The organism is Pantoea sp. y20, assembly GCF_054903455.1.
In genome coordinates this window covers 612,935-629,889 of sequence record NZ_CM142816.1, presented here as the reverse complement: position 1 = coordinate 629,889, position 16,955 = coordinate 612,935, and the positions used below count along the sequence as shown (strand labels likewise).

Sequence of the window (16,955 nt, the reverse complement as noted above, 5' to 3'; positions counted from 1 at the left end):
CTAGTTTCAACGCTTATCAGCCATTTTTCTTCATCAATGGCCGTCATCGTAGCTAAAATAGTATGACGAACGCGTTAGTGTGGTGAAAAAACAACATACTTGTCACCACCACTCATTATGACTACCGGCGTTGAATTGTCATGGCGTCGCAACGAATTAATGAGTTACGAGCGCGCTACATTCTAACGACAGCCAAGGCCGTTGTCTTTAAGATTCAGGAGAGTGCATGGAGTTCAGTGTAAAAAGCGGTAGCCCGGAAAAACAGCGTAGCGCCTGCATTGTTGTTGGCGTTTTCGAACCGCGCCGTTTGTCACCCATTGCTGAGCAGCTGGATAAAATCAGCGATGGCTACATCAGCGCCCTGCTGCGCCGCGGTGAACTGGAAGGAAAAGTGGGCCAAACGCTGCTGCTGCACCATGTGCCGAATATCCTCTCCGAACGCATCCTGCTGATCGGCTGCGGTAAAGAGCGCGAGCTTGATGAGCGCCAGTATAAGCAGGTCATTCAGAAGACAATCAATACTTTGAACGACACCGGCTCAATGGAAGCGGTGTGCTTCCTGACTGAACTGCACGTCAAAGGTCGCAATACTTACTGGAAAGTGCGTCAGGCGGTCGAAACCTCTAAAGAAGCGCTCTACAACTTTGATCAGCTGAAAAGCAACAAAGTCGAGCCGCGCCGTCCGCTGCGTAAACTGGTGTTCAACGTGCCGACCCGCCGTGAACTTACCAGCGGCGAGCGTGCCATTCAGCACGGTTTGGCCGTAGCTGCCGGTGTTAAAGCCGCCAAAGATCTCAGCAATATGCCGCCAAATATTTGTAACGCCGCGTATCTGGCGTCGCAGGCGCGTCAGCTGGCGGATGCGTACAGCAAAAATGTCACCACCCGCGTCATCGGCGAACAGCAGATGAAAGAGTTGGGGATGAACGCCTATCTGGCGGTTGGCGCAGGTTCGCACAATGAATCGCTGATGTCGGTGATTGAGTACAAAGGCAATCACGATCCAGAAGCGCGCCCCATCGTGCTGGTTGGCAAAGGCTTAACCTTTGATTCCGGCGGTATCTCGATCAAACCGGCCGATTCCATGGATGAGATGAAGTACGACATGTGCGGTGCGGCGTCCGTTTACGGCGTGATGCGCATGGTGGCGGAACTGAATTTACCGCTGAACGTGGTGGGCGTGCTGGTGGGCTGTGAAAACATGCCTGATGGCAAATCGATGCGTCCGGGCGACGTGCTGACCACTATGTCAGGTCAAACCGTTGAAGTGCTGAATACCGATGCCGAAGGCCGTCTGGTGCTATGCGATGCGCTGACCTACGTTGAACGCTTCGAGCCAGAAGTGGTGATTGACGTGGCCACACTGACCGGCGCCTGCGTGATTGCGCTGGGTCATCACGTTAGCGGTTTGATGTCGAACCACAATCCGCTGGCGCACGAGCTGATCAGCGCATCTGAGCAGTCCGGCGACCGCGCCTGGCGTCTGCCGATGGCGGATGAGTATCAGGAGCAGCTGGAATCCAACTTTGCTGATATGGCGAACATTGGCGGCCGTCCTGGCGGTGCGATTACCGCCGCCTGCTTCCTCGCGCGCTTTGCGCGTAAGTTTAACTGGGCGCACCTGGATATCGCCGGTACCGCATGGCGTTCCGGTAAAGCCAAAGGCGCAACCGGCCGTCCGGTACCGCTGCTGTCGCAGTTCCTGCTGAATCGCGCAGGGTTGAACGGCGACGATTGATTTGGTGATGGCTGTCCCCCATCCCGGCCTTCCCCCACAAGTGGGGGAAGGAGACGCTGCTACATGCGAATTCACAACTAACATAGGGCAGCATCTTCCTCCCCCACTTGTGGGGGAGGACCGAGGTGGGGGACAGCAAGCACCCAGCCCCCCTCTCATCCAAAGGATCCCATGAAAAACGCCACTTTCTATGTGATGGAGTCTGAGAGCGCCGACGACGGCCTAACCGCCATCGAAGCGTTGGTGTGCTCTCTTGCCGAAACACGCTGGCGTGACGGCAAACGCATCCTGATTGCCTGCGAAAACGAAGAACAAGCCAATCGGCTGGATGAAGCGCTCTGGCAACTTCCGGCAAACGCTTTTGTGCCGCACAATCTGGCTGGAGAAGGCCCGCGCTACGGCGCTCCGGTTGAGCTGGCCTGGCCACAGCGTCGCGGCAGTTCACCGCGCGATCTGCTGATCAGCCTTCTGCCACAGTTCGCAGATTTTGCTACTGGTTTCCATGAAGTGATAGACTTCGTTCCTTATGAAGAATCCCTAAAACAACTGGCGCGCGATCGCTACAAAGCCTATCGCAGCGTTGGTTTCCAATTGAATACGGCGACGCCACCCTCGCCGCAAACGACAGTGTAGAAATGGAAAAGACATATAACCCGCAAGATATCGAGCAGCCGCTCTACGAGCACTGGGAACAGCAGGGCTACTTTAAACCGAATGGCGATACCAGCCAGGAAAGCTTTTGCATCATGATCCCGCCGCCGAACGTCACCGGCAGCTTGCATATGGGTCACGCTTTCCAGCAGACCATCATGGATACCATGATTCGCTACCAGCGCATGCAGGGTAAAAATACCTTGTGGCAGGCCGGTACCGATCACGCCGGTATCGCTACACAGATGGTGGTAGAACGCAAAATCGCCGCTGAAGAGGGCAAAACGCGCCAGGATTATGGCCGCGATGCATTCATCGACAAAATCTGGCAGTGGAAAGCGGAATCCGGCGGCACCATTACTCGCCAGATGCGTCGTCTCGGCAACTCGGTTGACTGGGAGCGCGAGCGCTTCACCATGGACGAAGGTCTGTCCAACGCCGTGCGCGAAGTGTTTGTCCGCCTGTACAAAGAGAACCTGATTTACCGTGGCAAACGCCTGGTAAACTGGGATCCAAAACTGCGTACCGCAATCTCCGATCTGGAAGTGGAAAACCGCGAGAGCAAAGGCTCGATGTGGCACATCCGCTATCCGCTGGCTGACGGCGTGAAAACCGCTGAAGGCAAAGATTATCTGGTGGTGGCGACCACGCGTCCGGAAACCCTGCTGGGCGATACCGGCGTCGCGGTTAACCCGGAAGATCCGCGTTATAAAGATCTGATCGGCAAAGAGCTGATCCTGCCGCTGGTGAACCGTCGTATTCCGATCGTTGGCGATGAACACGCTGATATGGAAAAAGGCACCGGCTGCGTGAAGATCACGCCTGCGCATGACTTCAACGACTACGAAGTGGGTCGTCGTCATAAGCTGCCGATGATCAACATTCTGACCTTTGATGGCGACATCCGCGAGCGCGCGGAAGTGTTCGATACCAATGGCGAAGTCAGCGATGCGTGCGCGGACGACATCCCGGCACAGTTCCAGAAAATGGAGCGTTTCGCCGCGCGTAAAGCGATGGTTGCCGCCATTGATGAGATTGGCCTGCTGGAAGAGATCAAACCGCACGACCTCACCGTGCCTTACGGCGATCGCGGCGGCGTGGTGATCGAGCCAATGCTGACCGACCAATGGTATGTGCGCACCGCACCGCTGGCGAAAGTCGCGGTTGAAGCGGTAGAAAATGGCGATATCCAGTTCGTGCCGAAGCAGTACGAAAACATGTACTTCTCATGGATGCGTGACATTCAGGATTGGTGCATTTCACGTCAGCTGTGGTGGGGACACCGCATCCCAGCATGGTACGACAACGACGGCAACGTCTATGTTGGCCGCACCGAGGACGAAGTGCGTCAGGAAAACAATCTGGCTGCCGATGTGGCGCTGCGCCAGGATGACGACGTGCTGGATACCTGGTTCTCGTCCGGTCTGTGGACCTTCTCGACGCTGGGCTGGCCGGAGAACACCGAAGCGCTGCGTACCTTCCATCCAACCAGCGTGCTGGTGAGCGGCTTCGACATCATCTTCTTCTGGATTGCGCGCATGATCATGCTGACCATGCACTTTATCAAAGATGAAAACGGCAAGCCGCAGGTGCCGTTCAAAACCGTTTATATGACCGGTTTGATACGCGATGAAGAAGGCCAGAAGATGTCCAAGTCGAAAGGTAACGTCATCGATCCGCTGGATATGATTGACGGCATTTCTCTGGAAGATCTGCTGGAGAAACGTACCGGCAACATGATGCAGCCGCAGCTGGCTGAGAAGATCCGCAAACGTACCGAAAAGCAGTTCCCGGACGGCATCGTGCCTTCAGGTACCGATGCGCTGCGCTTCACCCTTGCCGCGCTGGCTTCTACCGGTCGTGACATCAACTGGGATATGAAGCGCCTCGAAGGCTACCGCAACTTCTGCAACAAGTTGTGGAACGCCAGCCGCTTCGTGCTGATGAATACCGAAGAGCAGGATTGCGGACAAAACGGCGGCGAAATGAAGCTGTCGCTGGCGGATCGCTGGATTCTGAGCGAATTCAACCGCAGCGTAAAAGCCTACCGTGAAGCGCTGGATAACTATCGCTTTGATATCGCGGCCAACATTCTGTACGACTTCACCTGGAACCAGTTCTGTGACTGGTATCTGGAGTTGACCAAGCCGGTGATGACCAGCGGTAGCGAAGCGGAACTGCGCGGTACGCGTAATACGCTGGTCACCGTGCTGGAAGCGCTGCTGCGTCTGGCGCACCCGATCATTCCTTACATCACCGAAACCATCTGGCAGCGTGTGAAAGGCCTGAAAAACATCGATCACGATACCATCATGCTGCAGCCGTTCCCGCAGTATGACGCGGCGAAAGAGGATGCCGAAGCGCAAGCCGATATCGAGTGGATGAAGCAGGCGATCGTCGCGGTACGTAATATCCGTGCTGAGATGAACATCGCACCAAGCAAGCCGCTCGACGTGCTGCTGCGTGACTGCTCTGCCGCCGCGCAGCGTCGCGTCGAAGAGAACCGCACCTTCCTGTCGCGTCTGGCGCGTCTGGAAAGCCTGACCATTCTGCCTGCAGGCGAGAAAGGCCCGGTTTCGGTCACTAAGATTGTTGAAGGCGCTGAGTTGCTGATTCCGATGGCGGATCTGGTCAACAAAGAAGCCGAGCTGGAGCGTCTGGCGAAAGAGCTGGTGAAACTTGATGTCGAAATTGAGAAGATCCAGACCAAGCTGGCGAACGAAGGCTTTGTCTCACGTGCGCCGGAAGCGGTTGTCGCCAAAGAGCGTGAGCGCGTGGCTGAGCTTGAGCAATCAAAAGCAAAACTGTTTGAACAGCAGGGCGTGATTGCGGCATTGTAAGCGCTTCAGTCCAACTGCTTAATCGAAGCCGGGCACTGCCCGGCTTTTTTATACCGGAAGATAATGATGACCAGCGACGCTCCCATCAATTTAAAGGTGCGCCCCATTTCAGCCGCCGATAACCCGCTGATTGCGCAGGTGATCCGTGATGTGTCAGCCGAATTTGGCCTGACGGCGGATAAAGGCTACACCGTGTCCGATCCCCATCTCGATCGCCTATTCGAACTCTACAGCGAAGCCAACAGCGCTTACTGGATTGTGGAACATGACGGTGTGGTGGTGGGCGGCGGCGGCGTTGCACCGCTGGCCTGCAGCGCGCCGGATATCTGTGAGCTGCAGAAAATGTATTTCCTGCCGCAGGTGCGCGGCTTAGGTCTGGCACGCGATCTGGCGCTGCGTGCCATGGAATTCGCCCGTCAGCAGGGCTTTCAGCGCTGCTATCTGGAAACCACCGGCAGTTTGACGCGTGCGATTAAGTTGTATGAGTCGCTGGGGTTCGAGCTGATTGATAGCGCGATGGGTTGTACCGGGCATGTGGATTGTGAAGTGCGGATGCTGAAGGTGTTGTGATGTGCTGGCTGTGTGTGCTCGCTGTCCCCCTCCTCGGTCCTCCCCCATAAATGGGGGAGGAAGATGCTGCCACATGTCAGCGTTGAAGCTGCATGTGGCAGCATCTCCTTCCCCCGCTAGCGGGAAGGCCGGGATGGGGGACAGCGCGCACAAACCTAAACCGCCGGCACCCCACTATGAAACCGCAGTTCGCCATCCGGCTCGCTGATTAAGCGCGCTTCTGCCTCGCCAAACACCTGCACGCGCGGCGCAATCTCCTTCGGCGAAATCTGCTGCGCCAGCTTCAGGTAATCCTGATAGTGACGCGCTTCCGAGCGCAGCAGCGAAATATAGAACTTCTCCAGTTGCTCATCCAGATACGGCGCCAGGCTGGCGAAACGTTCGCAGGATCGCGCTTCGATGTACGCCCCGCAAATCAGCTTATCCACCAGCGCTTCCGGCTCGTATGTGCGAATCTCGCGAATCAAACCTTTGGCATAGCGGCTGGCAGTGATTTTGCGATACGGCAAACCGCGCGACTGCATGATTTCCCACACCTGATAGAAGTGGTGCAGCTCCTCTTTCACCAGCAGCACCATCATCTCCACCAAATCATCGGCCCACGGCAGCTCGTTGCGCACGATAATGCTTTTGGTCAGATTCTTGTGGGCATTGATAAAGTTGCCGTCCTGCTCGTCGCGGTAGATAAAATCTTCATACGGCTTGAGCCATGCCAGAATGGCATCACCACTTGGCTTATCCGCCACGTATTTACGGATGATGAACACCGCGGTTTGCGCGGCTTTTAATTCACAAACCATGTGATCGGTGAGCAGCAACGTCAGATTTTCCGGCTTGCGTGCTTCATCAATCCACGCTTGTGGCGTGCGGCAATGCAGGAATTGATAGATCGGTTCTAATAGCGGAGCGTAATTCATGGGCAGTCTTTTGTCTTACGGGGAAACGTGTTCAGGGCGGCGAGTGCCGCCCATTAATGCTTAGTGACGCACACCGTTGTCTTCTTCGTCGTCGATGAACTCGCCATCGTCGTCTTCATCTTCGGCATCAGGATCTTCAAAGTAGGTGCCCCACCCGTCGTAATCGACGTTGTAGCTGCCCGCCAGATTCACCAGCTGCTCAACCTGCGCATCAATCAGCTCTGGCTTCAACGCGCCTTCGCTCAGGATATCCACACACATTACGGTGGTGCCGTCTTCCAGCTCCAGCTCTTCTGGCTCGCTCACTTCGTAGCCCAGCTTGAAGGCATCAACCGCGACCTTCTCCAGCGAGTCGAAGTTGTTGCAGGAGAGATGATGCTCAATAGTGTAAAGCGCATCTGGATCGCTGCCGTCTTCCAGCAACTCTTCAATGATCAGTCGCGTCTCTTCGCGCTGTTCTTCCAGCAATGCTTCATATGCCATGGGTGTGTCCTCAAATATTCGGCTGAATTCAATTATTTTCCCACACTGCCTCGCGCGCCACTACACAAAACAACAAGTTTCTTAACGCCGGGGTTGAAAATGCATATTCATACGGTTAAATTGAATTTTAATTCATTTAATGTAGTCATCCGGAGCGCTGTATGAGTCAGCTACATCAAAGACATTTCCTGAGATTGCTGGATTTCACCCCAGCCGAAATCGATTCTCTGCTGAGTCTGGCAGGTGAATTAAAACACGCAAAGAAAAATGCCAGCGAAACGCAGTACCTGAAAGGCAAAAACATCGCGCTCATCTTCGAAAAAGACTCGACTCGTACCCGATGCTCTTTCGAAGTTGCCGCTTACGATCAGGGCGCTAACGTCACCTATCTCGGCCCAAGCGGCAGCCAAATCGGCCATAAAGAGTCGATGAAAGACACCGCGCGCGTGCTGGGACGCATGTATGACGGTATTCAATATCGCGGCTACGGCCAGGAACTGGTGGAAACCTTAGCGGAATTCGCTGGCGTGCCGGTGTGGAACGGCCTGACCACCGAATTCCACCCCACGCAGCTGCTGGCCGATCTGCTGACAATGCAGGAACATCTGCCGGGTAAATCGCTGAATGAAATGACGCTGGTTTACGTCGGCGATGCACGCAACAACATGGGCAACAGCATGCTGGAAGCCGCTGCGCTGGTCGGCCTCGATCTGCGTCTGGTGGCGCCAAAAGGCTGCTGGCCGGAAGCGGAACTGGTGGAGCAGTGCCGCGTGGCCGCACAGCAAACCGGTGGCAAAATCACCCTGACCGAAGATATCGCCGAAGGCGTGCAAGGTGCCGACTTCATCTACACGGATGTGTGGGTGTCGATGGGCGAAGCCAAATCAGTGTGGGAAGATCGCATCGCCCTGCTGCGTCCTTATCAGGTTAACAGCGCGATGCTGGCGCTGACCGGCAATCCGCAGGTGAAGTTCCTGCACTGCTTACCGGCCTTCCATGACGACAAAACCACGCTGGGCCGTCAAATGGCCGAGCAGCACGGTTTGCACGATGGCATGGAAGTGAGTAATGAGGTGTTTGAATCTGCGCACAGCATCGTGTTCGATCAGGCTGAAAACCGCATGCACACCATTAAAGCGGTGATGGTCGCGACACTCGGCAAGCTATGATTGGTGGCGCCGCAAACGTTTACCTCGCGCGCGATATTTGCTTGATGCAAATCAGTGAATGCGTATAATGCGGCCCAATTTGCCGGAGGAAACATGCAACAGCGCAGCGCACAATTTGACGCTCAACGACGCCTGACAGCGGGCGGCGCATCTGTTTCTTTCCGTCATCAATCGATCGTAAAAAAAGCCCCTTAAGCAGGGGCTTTTTTTTGTCCGCAATCCGGCAGCGCAGAGGAGAACGCTATGGCCAACCCGCTATATCGCAAGCACATTATTTCCATCAACGATCTCAACCGCGACGAGCTGGAGCTGGTGCTGCATACCGCTGCCCAGCTGAAAGCCAATCCCCAGCCGGAGCTGCTGAAACACAACGTGATCGCCAGCTGCTTCTTTGAGGCTTCAACGCGTACGCGTTTGTCGTTTGAAACCGCGATGCATCGTCTCGGCGCGTCAGTGGTGGGCTTCGCCGACGGTAGCAACACCTCGCTCGGCAAGAAAGGCGAAACCCTCGCCGATACCATTTCGGTGATAGGGACTTACGTTGATGCCATCGTGATGCGTCATCCGCAGGAAGGCGCCGCGCGTCTGGCGACGGAATTCTCCGGCGGCATTCCAATCCTCAACGCCGGTGATGGCGCTAACCAGCATCCAACGCAAACGCTGCTCGATCTCTTCACCATCCGAGAAACGCAAAATCGCCTGGATAACCTGAATGTGGCAATGGTCGGCGACCTGAAATATGGCCGCACCGTGCATTCACTGACGCAGGCGCTGGCGAAGTTTGATGGCAACCGCTTCTTCTTTATCGCGCCGGATGCGCTGGCGATGCCGGCGTACATCACCGATATGCTGGATGAGCAGAACATTGCCTGGTCACGCCACGACACCATCGAAGAAGTGATGCCAGAACTCGATATTCTGTATATGACGCGCGTGCAGAAAGAGCGCCTCGATCCGTCGGAATACGCCAACGTTAAAGCACAGTTCATTCTGCGTGCCGCTGATTTAGCCGGTGCGCGCGACAACATGAAAGTGCTGCATCCGCTGCCGCGTATCGACGAGATCACCACCGACGTGGATAGCACGCCGCACGCCTGGTATTTTCAGCAGGCTGGAAATGGCATCTTCGCTCGCCAGGCGCTGCTGGCGCTGGTACTGAATCGCGAACTGGCACTGTAAGGAGAAAGCGATGACTCACGATAATAAATTGCAGGTTGAAGCCATCAAACGCGGCACGGTGATTGACCATATCCCGGCGCAGGTCGGCTTTAAGTTACTTTCGCTGTTTCGTCTGACCGAAACCGATCAGCGCATCACCATCGGCCTCAACTTGCCGTCGGGCGAGATGGGCCGTAAAGATCTGATCAAGATCGAAAATACCTTCCTGACCGACGATCAGATCAATCAGTTGGCGGTTTATGCGCCGCTCGCCACGGTAAACCGCATTGACGAATACGAAGTGGTGGCGAAGATCGCCCCCACCTTGCCGGATCGTATTGACCGCGTGCTGACCTGCCCGAACAGCAACTGCATCAGCCGTAACGAGCCGGTATTCACCAGTTTTGCGGTGAAAAAGCGCGAAGATGATGTCCATCTGAAGTGCAAATATTGCGAGAAAGAGTTCGCGCGCCACGTGGTGCTCGGTCACTGGTAATCGCCCGCGTCGTCCCTATAATGGGACGATTCATTTCGCGGCGGACATCGGTCGGCCGCGCACTTTCAAGGAGAAACAATGTCTCGCGAAATCAGTACTTCAAACGCACCCGCAGCGATTGGCCCTTACGTGCAGGGCGTGGATCTCGGCAGCATGATCATCACTTCAGGCCAGATCCCGGTTGATCCGGCCACTGGCGCCGTGGCCGACGATGTTTCCGCGCAGGCACGTCAATCACTGGAAAATGTGAAGGCGATTGTCGAAGCCGCCGGCCTGAAAGTGGGCGATATCGTGAAAACCACCGTGTTTGTGAAGGATTTGAATGACTTCGCCACCGTGAACGCGACTTATGAAGCGTTCTTCACCGAGCACAACGCCAGCTTCCCAGCGCGTTCGTGCGTGGAAGTGGCGCGCCTGCCGAAAGATGTGAAGATTGAGATCGAGGCGATTGCGGTACGTCGTTGATTTGGTTGGTTGGTGCTGGCTGTCCCCCATCCCGGCCTTCCCCCGCAAGCGGGGGAAGGAGATGCTGCCACATGCAGCTTCATCACTGACATATGGCAGCCTCTTCCTCCCCCATTTATGGGGGAGGACCGAGGAGGGGGACAGCCAGCACAATATTTATTTAAACGATCGCAGCAACTTCTCCAGCGGCCGCACCAGCGCCAGCACTGTTTCGTCCTGCACCTGCGCTGCCGCATCCAGTTGTGAATGCATCTGCGCCACCTCACCTGCGCCATACGCCTGATTACGTTCCAGCGCATTGACCAAATCCAGTCCCATCCGGCTCAACTCTGCTACTTGCTGTACTTGCTGCTGCAGCGGCTTGAGCTGATAGCTGCGCAGAATTAGCGGCATCACCGCATCGCTGTTGTTCTGCCAGCGCTGCAATTGCTGACGGATGGCATGCGCCGCCGCATGATCGGCGCGATTGGCGATCAAGCGATCCACCTGCTTATCCAGCACACGCACCGCGTTGCTCTCGGCCGGCAACACATCCGCCAAACGATTGAGCGGTTCAAAATAGTCATAATGTCCCGCCTGAAATTTCAGATGCTGGCGCGTGTAGTATTGCGCTGGCTCCAGCACTTCGGCCAATATGCGCAGCGGCGTGATGTCACTGCTGTTCGCCAGTCGCATCATCTGCACTTCAGCCTGCTGATGCTGCTGCAAGCCGACAGAAACAGTGCTCCAGCGATCCACCGCGCTCAGGCGCTGATACATGTTATCGCTGTCGGTGACATCCTGCGCCGACCATAACCGCTCCGCCACCACAAAGGCGCGCGGCCACAGGCGTGTATCGATTACCCGGCTGTTAACATTCTCCGCCCACAGCGCCGCTTCGCCGCCAATCAGGTTGTTCTGCATCTGTTGCGGCGTCGGCAGCGATGGCGCAATGCCGGCTGGCACCTGCGGCAACTTGCTGCCTTCTGCGGGATAGCGCACGTTGCCCACCAGCATATAACCGGTCAGCTTGTCTTGCGTTAGCGTCACCATCGGCTGGAATGGCCCCATCCACGTATCGACGCTGAACGTCAGCTGTGTGGGCGACAGCCAGCGGATATCACTGATCATGCGACGCGCTTTGCCGCTGAAATCGATAAAGCCGCGCCAGCCTTTTTTCCCTTCTATGAGGGTTAAGCTGCCTTTCAGCGCGCTGCCTTTCAAACGCGGCATGGTGAATTGCCAGCTCTGCGCCTGCTCACCAGCCTGCACCTGATCCGCGCCGTTGAGCCCCTGCGGCCAGGGTTCATTGCGATAGTGGTAAGCGGCGGTTTGCGGCTGATCGAGATAGAAACCGGTGGAGAGGATGCCGCGGAAGTCGTTTTTCGCCACCGTGCCCAACGCATCCTGTCCTTGCCACGATTGAATCAGAATGCTTTTAGGCAGATCAGGATGGTAAACCTCATCCCAGCCGATCATGCGGCGCTGATGCGCTTCAAGGATTTTCTCAACGCGCTGATTAAACCAGGCTTGCAGCGCATGCGTATCCTTTAAACCGTGGTCGCGCATAAACTGCTGAATGCGTGTGGAATCATTCCACTGGGTTGGATCAACCTCATCACCGCCAATGTGGATGTAGGGATCGGGGAAGATCGCCGTCACTTCGCCCATTAAGGTGTCGATAAAGCGAAATACCGCTTCGTTGCTGGGATCGAGCAACGGCTTAAACACGCCCCAGCCGCGCTCCATCTGATACGGTCCCGGCGCGCTCATTAACTCCGGCATCGCTACTGCTATCGCCGACGAATGACCGGGCAGATCGATTTCCGGTACCACGCGTACGCCGCGCTGCGTGGCGTAGCGCACCACATCGCGCATCTGCTGCTGCGTGTAGTACAAGCCGTCACTGGCTTTCTCCTGCAGCTGCGGATAGTGGCTGGAGGCAAATCGCCAACCTTGATCGTCGGTTAAGTGCCAGTGAAACACGTTCATACGCGCGGCGGCGATGCCGTCGATTTGTCGTTTCACGGTTTCAATTGGCAGGAAGTGGCGCGCCGAATCGATCAGCACGCCGCGCCACGGAAAGCGCGGTTTGTCGTCAATGGTGACGTAGGGAATTTCGGTGCCATTTTCGGTGTTTTCAATCAGCTGCAGCACGGTTTCCATGCCGCGCATCGCGCCAAAGCGCGTGTTGGCTTTCAGCAAGACGCCATCGCTGTTAACCAGCAGATGATAACTTTCGTCGCTGTCTGGTTGGGGAAGCGGATCAACCGCCTGCGCGATTTGTACCTGAATGCTGGGATGATCGCTGGATGCGCTGGCCGGCAGCAGCGGCCAGCCGGTTTGCCGCGCAATGCGCGCGCGCCAGCGCGATTCAGCACCTTCCAGATGATCGCCCGAGATATGCAACGTGAGCTGCGGTGTTAACGCATACGCCCCGCCGCCGCCTGGCTGGACAACGCTTTGTGGCCACGGCATCAGCGGTAAATCTCCAGTCGGCGCGGCGAAGGCGGAAAAAGTCATGGATAAACAACAGGCAAGCAGAGTTCTTTGCAATGGCATCTGGGCATCCTTGTAAATGAAACAACGGACCAAAATGGGCAAAAGGCCCATTAAACCTGTTTCGCTTTGCAAAGCAAGTGGCGACAAACTGAAATCAAGGCGGGTTAATACTTTTGTATTTTAGCCAGATTAACCATTGCGCGGCTTTCATTCCTGGTTGTGGCTTCTTTGTTGTAGGTCAAACCGCCGGCGATTAATCTCAGCGCAAACACCACATATAGCGATTAAACTCCTTAAAATTATCTACATATAGTTTCATGGAGAAGAAATGGCGACGGTGGTGATTAAGCGTGACGGCTGCAGAGTGCCGTTTGATGCGCAGCGGATCGAGGCGGCAGTCAACGCGGCTGCAGCTGCGGCACAAATCGATGATACGGCGTGGTGCGCGCAAGTGGCGGCGCAGGTCAGTCAACAGCTGGCTGACAAGGCTGAAGTGGATATCCGCGACATCCAGTGTGCGGTGGAAGAGACGCTGATGAGCGGGCGCTGGCCGCAGCTGGCGCGTGCCTACATCGAATATCGCCATGACCGCGATTTAGCACGCGAGCAGCGCGGTAAACTGCATCACGCTATTCGCGGTTTAGTGGAGCAAACCAACGCCGCGCTGCTCAATGAAAACGCCAATAAAGACAGCAAAGTGATTCCCACCCAGCGCGATCTGCTGGCTGGCATCGTCGCCAAACATTACGCTCAGCAGCAACTCTTGCCACGCGATGTGGTGCTGGCGCATGAACGTGGTGACATCCACTATCACGATCTCGACTATTCCCCGTTCTTCCCGATGTTTAACTGCATGCTAATCGATCTGCACGGCATGCTGACCCACGGTTTTAAGATGGGCAACGCCGAGATCGAGCCGCCCAAATCAATCGCCACCGCCACGGCGGTGACCGCACAGATCATCGCGCAGGTCGCCAGCCACATTTACGGCGGCACCACCATCAATCGCATTGATGAAGTGCTGGCACCGTTCGTTACGCTCAGTCTGGAAAAACACCGCGCGGTGGCGCTGGAATGGCAGATTGCGGATGCCGAAGCCTATGCGCGCGTTCGCACCGAGAAAGAGTGCTACGACGCGTTTCAGTCGCTGGAATATGAAGTGAATACGCTGCACACCGCCAACGGCCAGACGCCGTTTGTCACCTTTGGCTTTGGCCTCGGCACCGACTGGGCCGCGCGCCTGATCCAGCAATCCATTCTGCGCAACCGCATTGCCGGATTGGGCAAAAATCACAAAACCGCGGTATTCCCGAAACTGGTGTTTGCTATCCGCGAAGGCGTGAATCATCGGCCTGGCGATGTTAATTACGATATCAAGCAGCTGGCGCTAGAGTGCGCCAGCAAGCGTATGTATCCGGATATCCTCAACTACGAAAAAGTGGTGGAAGTGACCGGCTCGTTTAAAACCCCGATGGGCTGCCGTAGCTTCCTTGGCGTCTACGAGGAGAACGGCGAGCAGATTCACGAAGGCCGCAACAATATTGGCGTCATTAGCCTCAATCTGCCGCGTATCGCCCTGCAAGCCAAAGGCGATGAAGCGCAGTTCTGGCGCTTGCTCGATGAACGTCTGGCGCTGGCGAAACGTGCCTTAATGACGCGTATCGCCCGGTTGGAAAAAACCAAAGCGCGCGTAGCGCCGATTCTCTATATGGAAGGTGCCTGCGGCGTGCGCCTGAAAGCGGATGACGAAGTGGGCGCCATTTTCCGCAACGGCCGCGCCTCAATTTCCCTTGGCTACATCGGCTTGCATGAAACGCTGAATGCGCTGAGCGGCAACCAAGTGCATCCGTATGACGCCAATTACCTGCGGGAAAAAGGCGTGGCGATTGTCACGCACCTGCGCCGCGCGGTGGATGCGTGGAAAGCGGAAACCGGCTACGGCTTCAGCTTGTACAGCACGCCGAGCGAGAATCTGTGCGACCGCTTCTGTCGCCTCGATGCCGCCGAATTTGGCGTGGTGGCCGGCGTTACCGACAAAGGGTATTACACCAATAGCTTCCATCTCGACGTGGAGAAGAAGGTCAATCCGTACGACAAGATCGACTTTGAAGCGCCCTATCCCGCCATCGCTAATGGCGGATTCATCTGTTACGGCGAATATCCCAACATCCAGCACAACCTCAAAGCGCTCGAAGATGTCTGGGATTACAGCTATCACCGCGTGCCCTATTACGGCACCAATACGCCGATTGATGAGTGCTACGAATGCGGCTTTAGCGGCGAGTTTAGCTGCACCAGCAAAGGGTTTACCTGCCCATGCTGTGGTAATCACGATCCGGCGCGCGTGTCGGTGACGCGCCGCGTGTGCGGCTATCTCGGCAGCCCGGATGCGCGTCCGTTTAACGCCGGTAAGCAGCAAGAAGTACAGCGGCGCGTTAAACATCTGGAGACAGGAAAACTGGGATGATGCGCATCCACGGCTATTATCCGGTTGATATCGTTAACGGGCCCGGCACGCGCTGCACGCTGTTTGTCGCGGGCTGCGAACATCAATGTCGCGGCTGCTACAACCAAAGCACGTGGCGGCTGGATTCCGGCGTGCCGTTTACGCTGGAGATGGAAGAGCAGCTGATCGCCGATCTTAACGATCGGCGCATTGTGCGCCAGGGCTTGTCGCTGAGCGGCGGCGATCCGCTGCATCCGCACAACGTGCCGCATATACGTCGTCTGGTGAAACGCGTGCGGCGTGAGTGTCCGGATAAGGATATCTGGCTGTGGACCGGATATGAAATGGCGGAACTCAGCGCGGCGCAGCGCGAAGTGGTGGAGGAAATTGATGTGCTGATTGATGGACGCTTTATCGAAGCGGAGAAAGATGCGCGGCTGCTGTGGCGCGGCAGCCGCAATCAGAAGATTTGGTGGTTACGCCAGCCACAAAGCGAGCACGCCGAGCAGCATGCCGCTGCCTGCCACGCCGATCAGCGCGATCCACAGCGCCCGTGCGGGAAAGGCGCGATGCAGCATCAATAACGACGGCACACTCACGGCGGGCAGCGTGACTAGTAACGCCAGCGCGGGCGCAATGCCCATGCCCGCCAGCATCATGGTCTGCACAATCGGGATTTCCGCGGCGGTAGGAATCACAAACAGGCAGCCGGCGATTGCCATCAACATCACCCAAAACAGCGTATTACCCACCGCGCCATCCGCGTGCGGGAACAGCCACACGCGCGCGGCGCCGAGCAACAATACCGCGACGATATACAGCGGAATGGTGTTGCAGAACAGTCGCCACATCACCCGCAGCCAGCGTGACAGAAACGGCTGTTCATCGCGGGCCGGGATAACGGGCGCGGTAACGGCTTGATCCGGCACGCTGCGCTGCACCAGCCACGCGATGCCCAACACCATCATCAAACCTGCCACCAGCCGAATCGCCGCAAAATGCCAGCCGAGCACAAAGCCCATAAAAATCAGCGTGGCAGGATTGAGCAGCGGATTCGCCAGCCAGAACGCCATCGCCGCACCGCTGGAAACCTGTGACTGACGTAAGCCAGCGGTCACTGGTGCCGCACAGCAGCTGCACATCATGCCCGGCAAACCTAATCCAGTGCCCATCAGCGTCGAGCCAAAGCGTGAGCTGCCCATCAGACGCAGCAGCCAGGCGCGCGGAATCAGCACCTGCACCAACGATCCGAGGATCACCCCGAGCACGGCCGCTTTCCACACGGCGAGGAAATAGACCATGGCGTAATCAAGCGCCGCGCGCCACGGTGAGTCCGCCGCATTGGCCAGAATCGATTTACCGATCGAATGCGTTTCGGCAGCAGTAAAGGCTTTGCCGTAATAAGGCTGCCATTTGACATACCACAGGCCGATTACTACCACGGCGAGGAACAGCAGCGGTTTCCACCAGGCGAAGCGTGTCGCCGGGGCATGAGAAGGGAGTTGGGTCATCACGGAATTCCGTATTCAACTGAATAACGA

Annotated in this window: 14 protein-coding genes; 10 read left to right on the top strand and 4 right to left on the bottom strand. The window is 56.5% G+C overall.

The window, feature by feature from the left end:
- Positions 1-226: 226 nt before the first annotated feature.
- From pepA to ACYAC5_RS02820, 4 genes are all read left to right on the top strand, one after another.
- On the top strand, positions 227-1,738 hold the full coding sequence (gene pepA, locus ACYAC5_RS02835; protein WP_101762227.1) for a leucyl aminopeptidase: 1,512 nt from the start codon (positions 227-229) through the stop codon (positions 1,736-1,738).
- A gap of 171 nt (positions 1,739-1,909) precedes the next feature.
- The gene (locus ACYAC5_RS02830; protein ID WP_061718226.1) at positions 1,910-2,371 is read left to right on the top strand and encodes a DNA polymerase III subunit chi; all 462 of its coding nucleotides are present in this window, start codon (positions 1,910-1,912) and stop codon (positions 2,369-2,371) included.
- 2 nt (positions 2,372-2,373) lie between these two features.
- On the top strand, positions 2,374-5,229 hold the full coding sequence (locus ACYAC5_RS02825) for a valine--tRNA ligase (RefSeq protein ID WP_101762228.1): 2,856 nt from the start codon (positions 2,374-2,376) through the stop codon (positions 5,227-5,229).
- 66 nt (positions 5,230-5,295) lie between these two features.
- Positions 5,296-5,799, top strand: a complete 504-nt coding sequence (locus ACYAC5_RS02820) for a GNAT family N-acetyltransferase (protein WP_192236081.1) — start codon at positions 5,296-5,298, stop codon at positions 5,797-5,799.
- A 155-nt stretch (positions 5,800-5,954) separates the two neighbouring features.
- Here ACYAC5_RS02820 and miaE read toward each other — a convergent pair whose 3' ends face one another.
- Both miaE and rraB read right to left on the bottom strand, forming a co-directional pair.
- A complete protein-coding gene (gene miaE, locus ACYAC5_RS02815) occupies positions 5,955-6,716 on the bottom strand; it encodes a tRNA isopentenyl-2-thiomethyl-A-37 hydroxylase MiaE (protein ID WP_101762230.1) in 762 nt (253 codons plus the stop codon).
- Between the two features lie 60 nt (positions 6,717-6,776).
- A complete protein-coding gene (gene rraB, locus ACYAC5_RS02810) occupies positions 6,777-7,199 on the bottom strand; it encodes a ribonuclease E inhibitor RraB (protein WP_008104254.1) in 423 nt (140 codons plus the stop codon).
- A 161-nt stretch (positions 7,200-7,360) separates the two neighbouring features.
- Between rraB and argF the strand changes: the two genes are divergently transcribed.
- The 4 genes from argF (at position 7,361) to ridA (ending at position 10,487) form a co-directional block, all read left to right on the top strand.
- Entirely contained in the window at positions 7,361-8,368 is a 1,008-nt protein-coding gene (gene argF / locus ACYAC5_RS02805; protein ID WP_137385078.1) for an ornithine carbamoyltransferase, read from the top strand.
- 243 nt (positions 8,369-8,611) lie between these two features.
- Positions 8,612-9,547: an aspartate carbamoyltransferase gene (gene pyrB / locus ACYAC5_RS02800; protein WP_137385077.1), complete on the top strand. Its 936-nt coding sequence runs from the start codon at positions 8,612-8,614 to the stop codon at positions 9,545-9,547.
- Between the two features lie 10 nt (positions 9,548-9,557).
- Positions 9,558-10,022, top strand: a complete 465-nt coding sequence (gene pyrI, locus ACYAC5_RS02795; protein WP_007886734.1) for an aspartate carbamoyltransferase regulatory subunit — start codon at positions 9,558-9,560, stop codon at positions 10,020-10,022.
- Positions 10,023-10,100: 78 nt separating this feature from the next.
- Positions 10,101-10,487 carry a 2-iminobutanoate/2-iminopropanoate deaminase gene (gene ridA / locus ACYAC5_RS02790; RefSeq protein ID WP_061718232.1) on the top strand — a complete coding sequence of 129 codons (387 nt, stop codon included), beginning with the start codon at positions 10,101-10,103 and terminating at the stop codon, positions 10,485-10,487.
- A 156-nt stretch (positions 10,488-10,643) separates the two neighbouring features.
- Here ridA and ACYAC5_RS02785 read toward each other — a convergent pair whose 3' ends face one another.
- The gene (locus ACYAC5_RS02785) at positions 10,644-13,028 is read right to left on the bottom strand and encodes a beta-N-acetylhexosaminidase (RefSeq protein ID WP_192412480.1); all 2,385 of its coding nucleotides are present in this window, start codon (positions 13,026-13,028) and stop codon (positions 10,644-10,646) included.
- Between the two features lie 268 nt (positions 13,029-13,296).
- Between ACYAC5_RS02785 and nrdD the strand changes: the two genes are divergently transcribed.
- Positions 13,297-15,435: an anaerobic ribonucleoside-triphosphate reductase gene (gene nrdD, locus ACYAC5_RS02780; RefSeq protein ID WP_192412482.1), complete on the top strand. Its 2,139-nt coding sequence runs from the start codon at positions 13,297-13,299 to the stop codon at positions 15,433-15,435.
- The gene (nrdG, locus tag ACYAC5_RS02775) at positions 15,432-15,998 is read left to right on the top strand and encodes an anaerobic ribonucleoside-triphosphate reductase-activating protein (protein WP_192412485.1); all 567 of its coding nucleotides are present in this window, start codon (positions 15,432-15,434) and stop codon (positions 15,996-15,998) included. Before nrdD ends, nrdG begins: the two co-directional genes overlap by 4 nt.
- Here nrdG and ACYAC5_RS02770 read toward each other — a convergent pair.
- The gene (locus ACYAC5_RS02770) at positions 15,891-16,925 is read right to left on the bottom strand and encodes a permease (RefSeq protein ID WP_192412487.1); all 1,035 of its coding nucleotides are present in this window, start codon (positions 16,923-16,925) and stop codon (positions 15,891-15,893) included. The two genes, nrdG and ACYAC5_RS02770, sit on opposite strands and share 108 nt — an antisense overlap.
- Positions 16,926-16,955 lie beyond the last annotated feature (30 nt).

Excerpts from the sequence above, each read along its gene's own strand:
- ACYAC5_RS02825 (WP_101762228.1), top strand. The coding sequence starts at position 2,374 with ATGGAAAAGACATATAACCCGCAAGATATCGAGCAGCCGCTCTACGAG.
- rraB (WP_008104254.1), bottom strand. The coding sequence starts at position 7,199 with ATGGCATATGAAGCATTGCTGGAAGAACAGCGCGAAGAGACGCGACTG.
- argF (WP_137385078.1), top strand. The coding sequence starts at position 7,361 with ATGAGTCAGCTACATCAAAGACATTTCCTGAGATTGCTGGATTTCACC.
- ACYAC5_RS02785 (WP_192412480.1), bottom strand. The coding sequence starts at position 13,028 with ATGCCATTGCAAAGAACTCTGCTTGCCTGTTGTTTATCCATGACTTTT.
- ridA (WP_061718232.1), top strand. The coding sequence starts at position 10,101 with ATGTCTCGCGAAATCAGTACTTCAAACGCACCCGCAGCGATTGGCCCT.
- nrdD (WP_192412482.1), top strand. The coding sequence starts at position 13,297 with ATGGCGACGGTGGTGATTAAGCGTGACGGCTGCAGAGTGCCGTTTGAT.
- nrdG (WP_192412485.1), top strand. The coding sequence starts at position 15,432 with ATGATGCGCATCCACGGCTATTATCCGGTTGATATCGTTAACGGGCCC.
- pepA (WP_101762227.1), top strand. The coding sequence starts at position 227 with ATGGAGTTCAGTGTAAAAAGCGGTAGCCCGGAAAAACAGCGTAGCGCC.
- pyrB (WP_137385077.1), top strand. The coding sequence starts at position 8,612 with ATGGCCAACCCGCTATATCGCAAGCACATTATTTCCATCAACGATCTC.
- ACYAC5_RS02770 (WP_192412487.1), bottom strand. The coding sequence starts at position 16,925 with ATGACCCAACTCCCTTCTCATGCCCCGGCGACACGCTTCGCCTGGTGG.
- ACYAC5_RS02820 (WP_192236081.1), top strand. The coding sequence starts at position 5,296 with ATGACCAGCGACGCTCCCATCAATTTAAAGGTGCGCCCCATTTCAGCC.
- ACYAC5_RS02830 (WP_061718226.1), top strand. The coding sequence starts at position 1,910 with ATGAAAAACGCCACTTTCTATGTGATGGAGTCTGAGAGCGCCGACGAC.
- pyrI (WP_007886734.1), top strand. The coding sequence starts at position 9,558 with ATGACTCACGATAATAAATTGCAGGTTGAAGCCATCAAACGCGGCACG.
- miaE (WP_101762230.1), bottom strand. The coding sequence starts at position 6,716 with ATGAATTACGCTCCGCTATTAGAACCGATCTATCAATTCCTGCATTGC.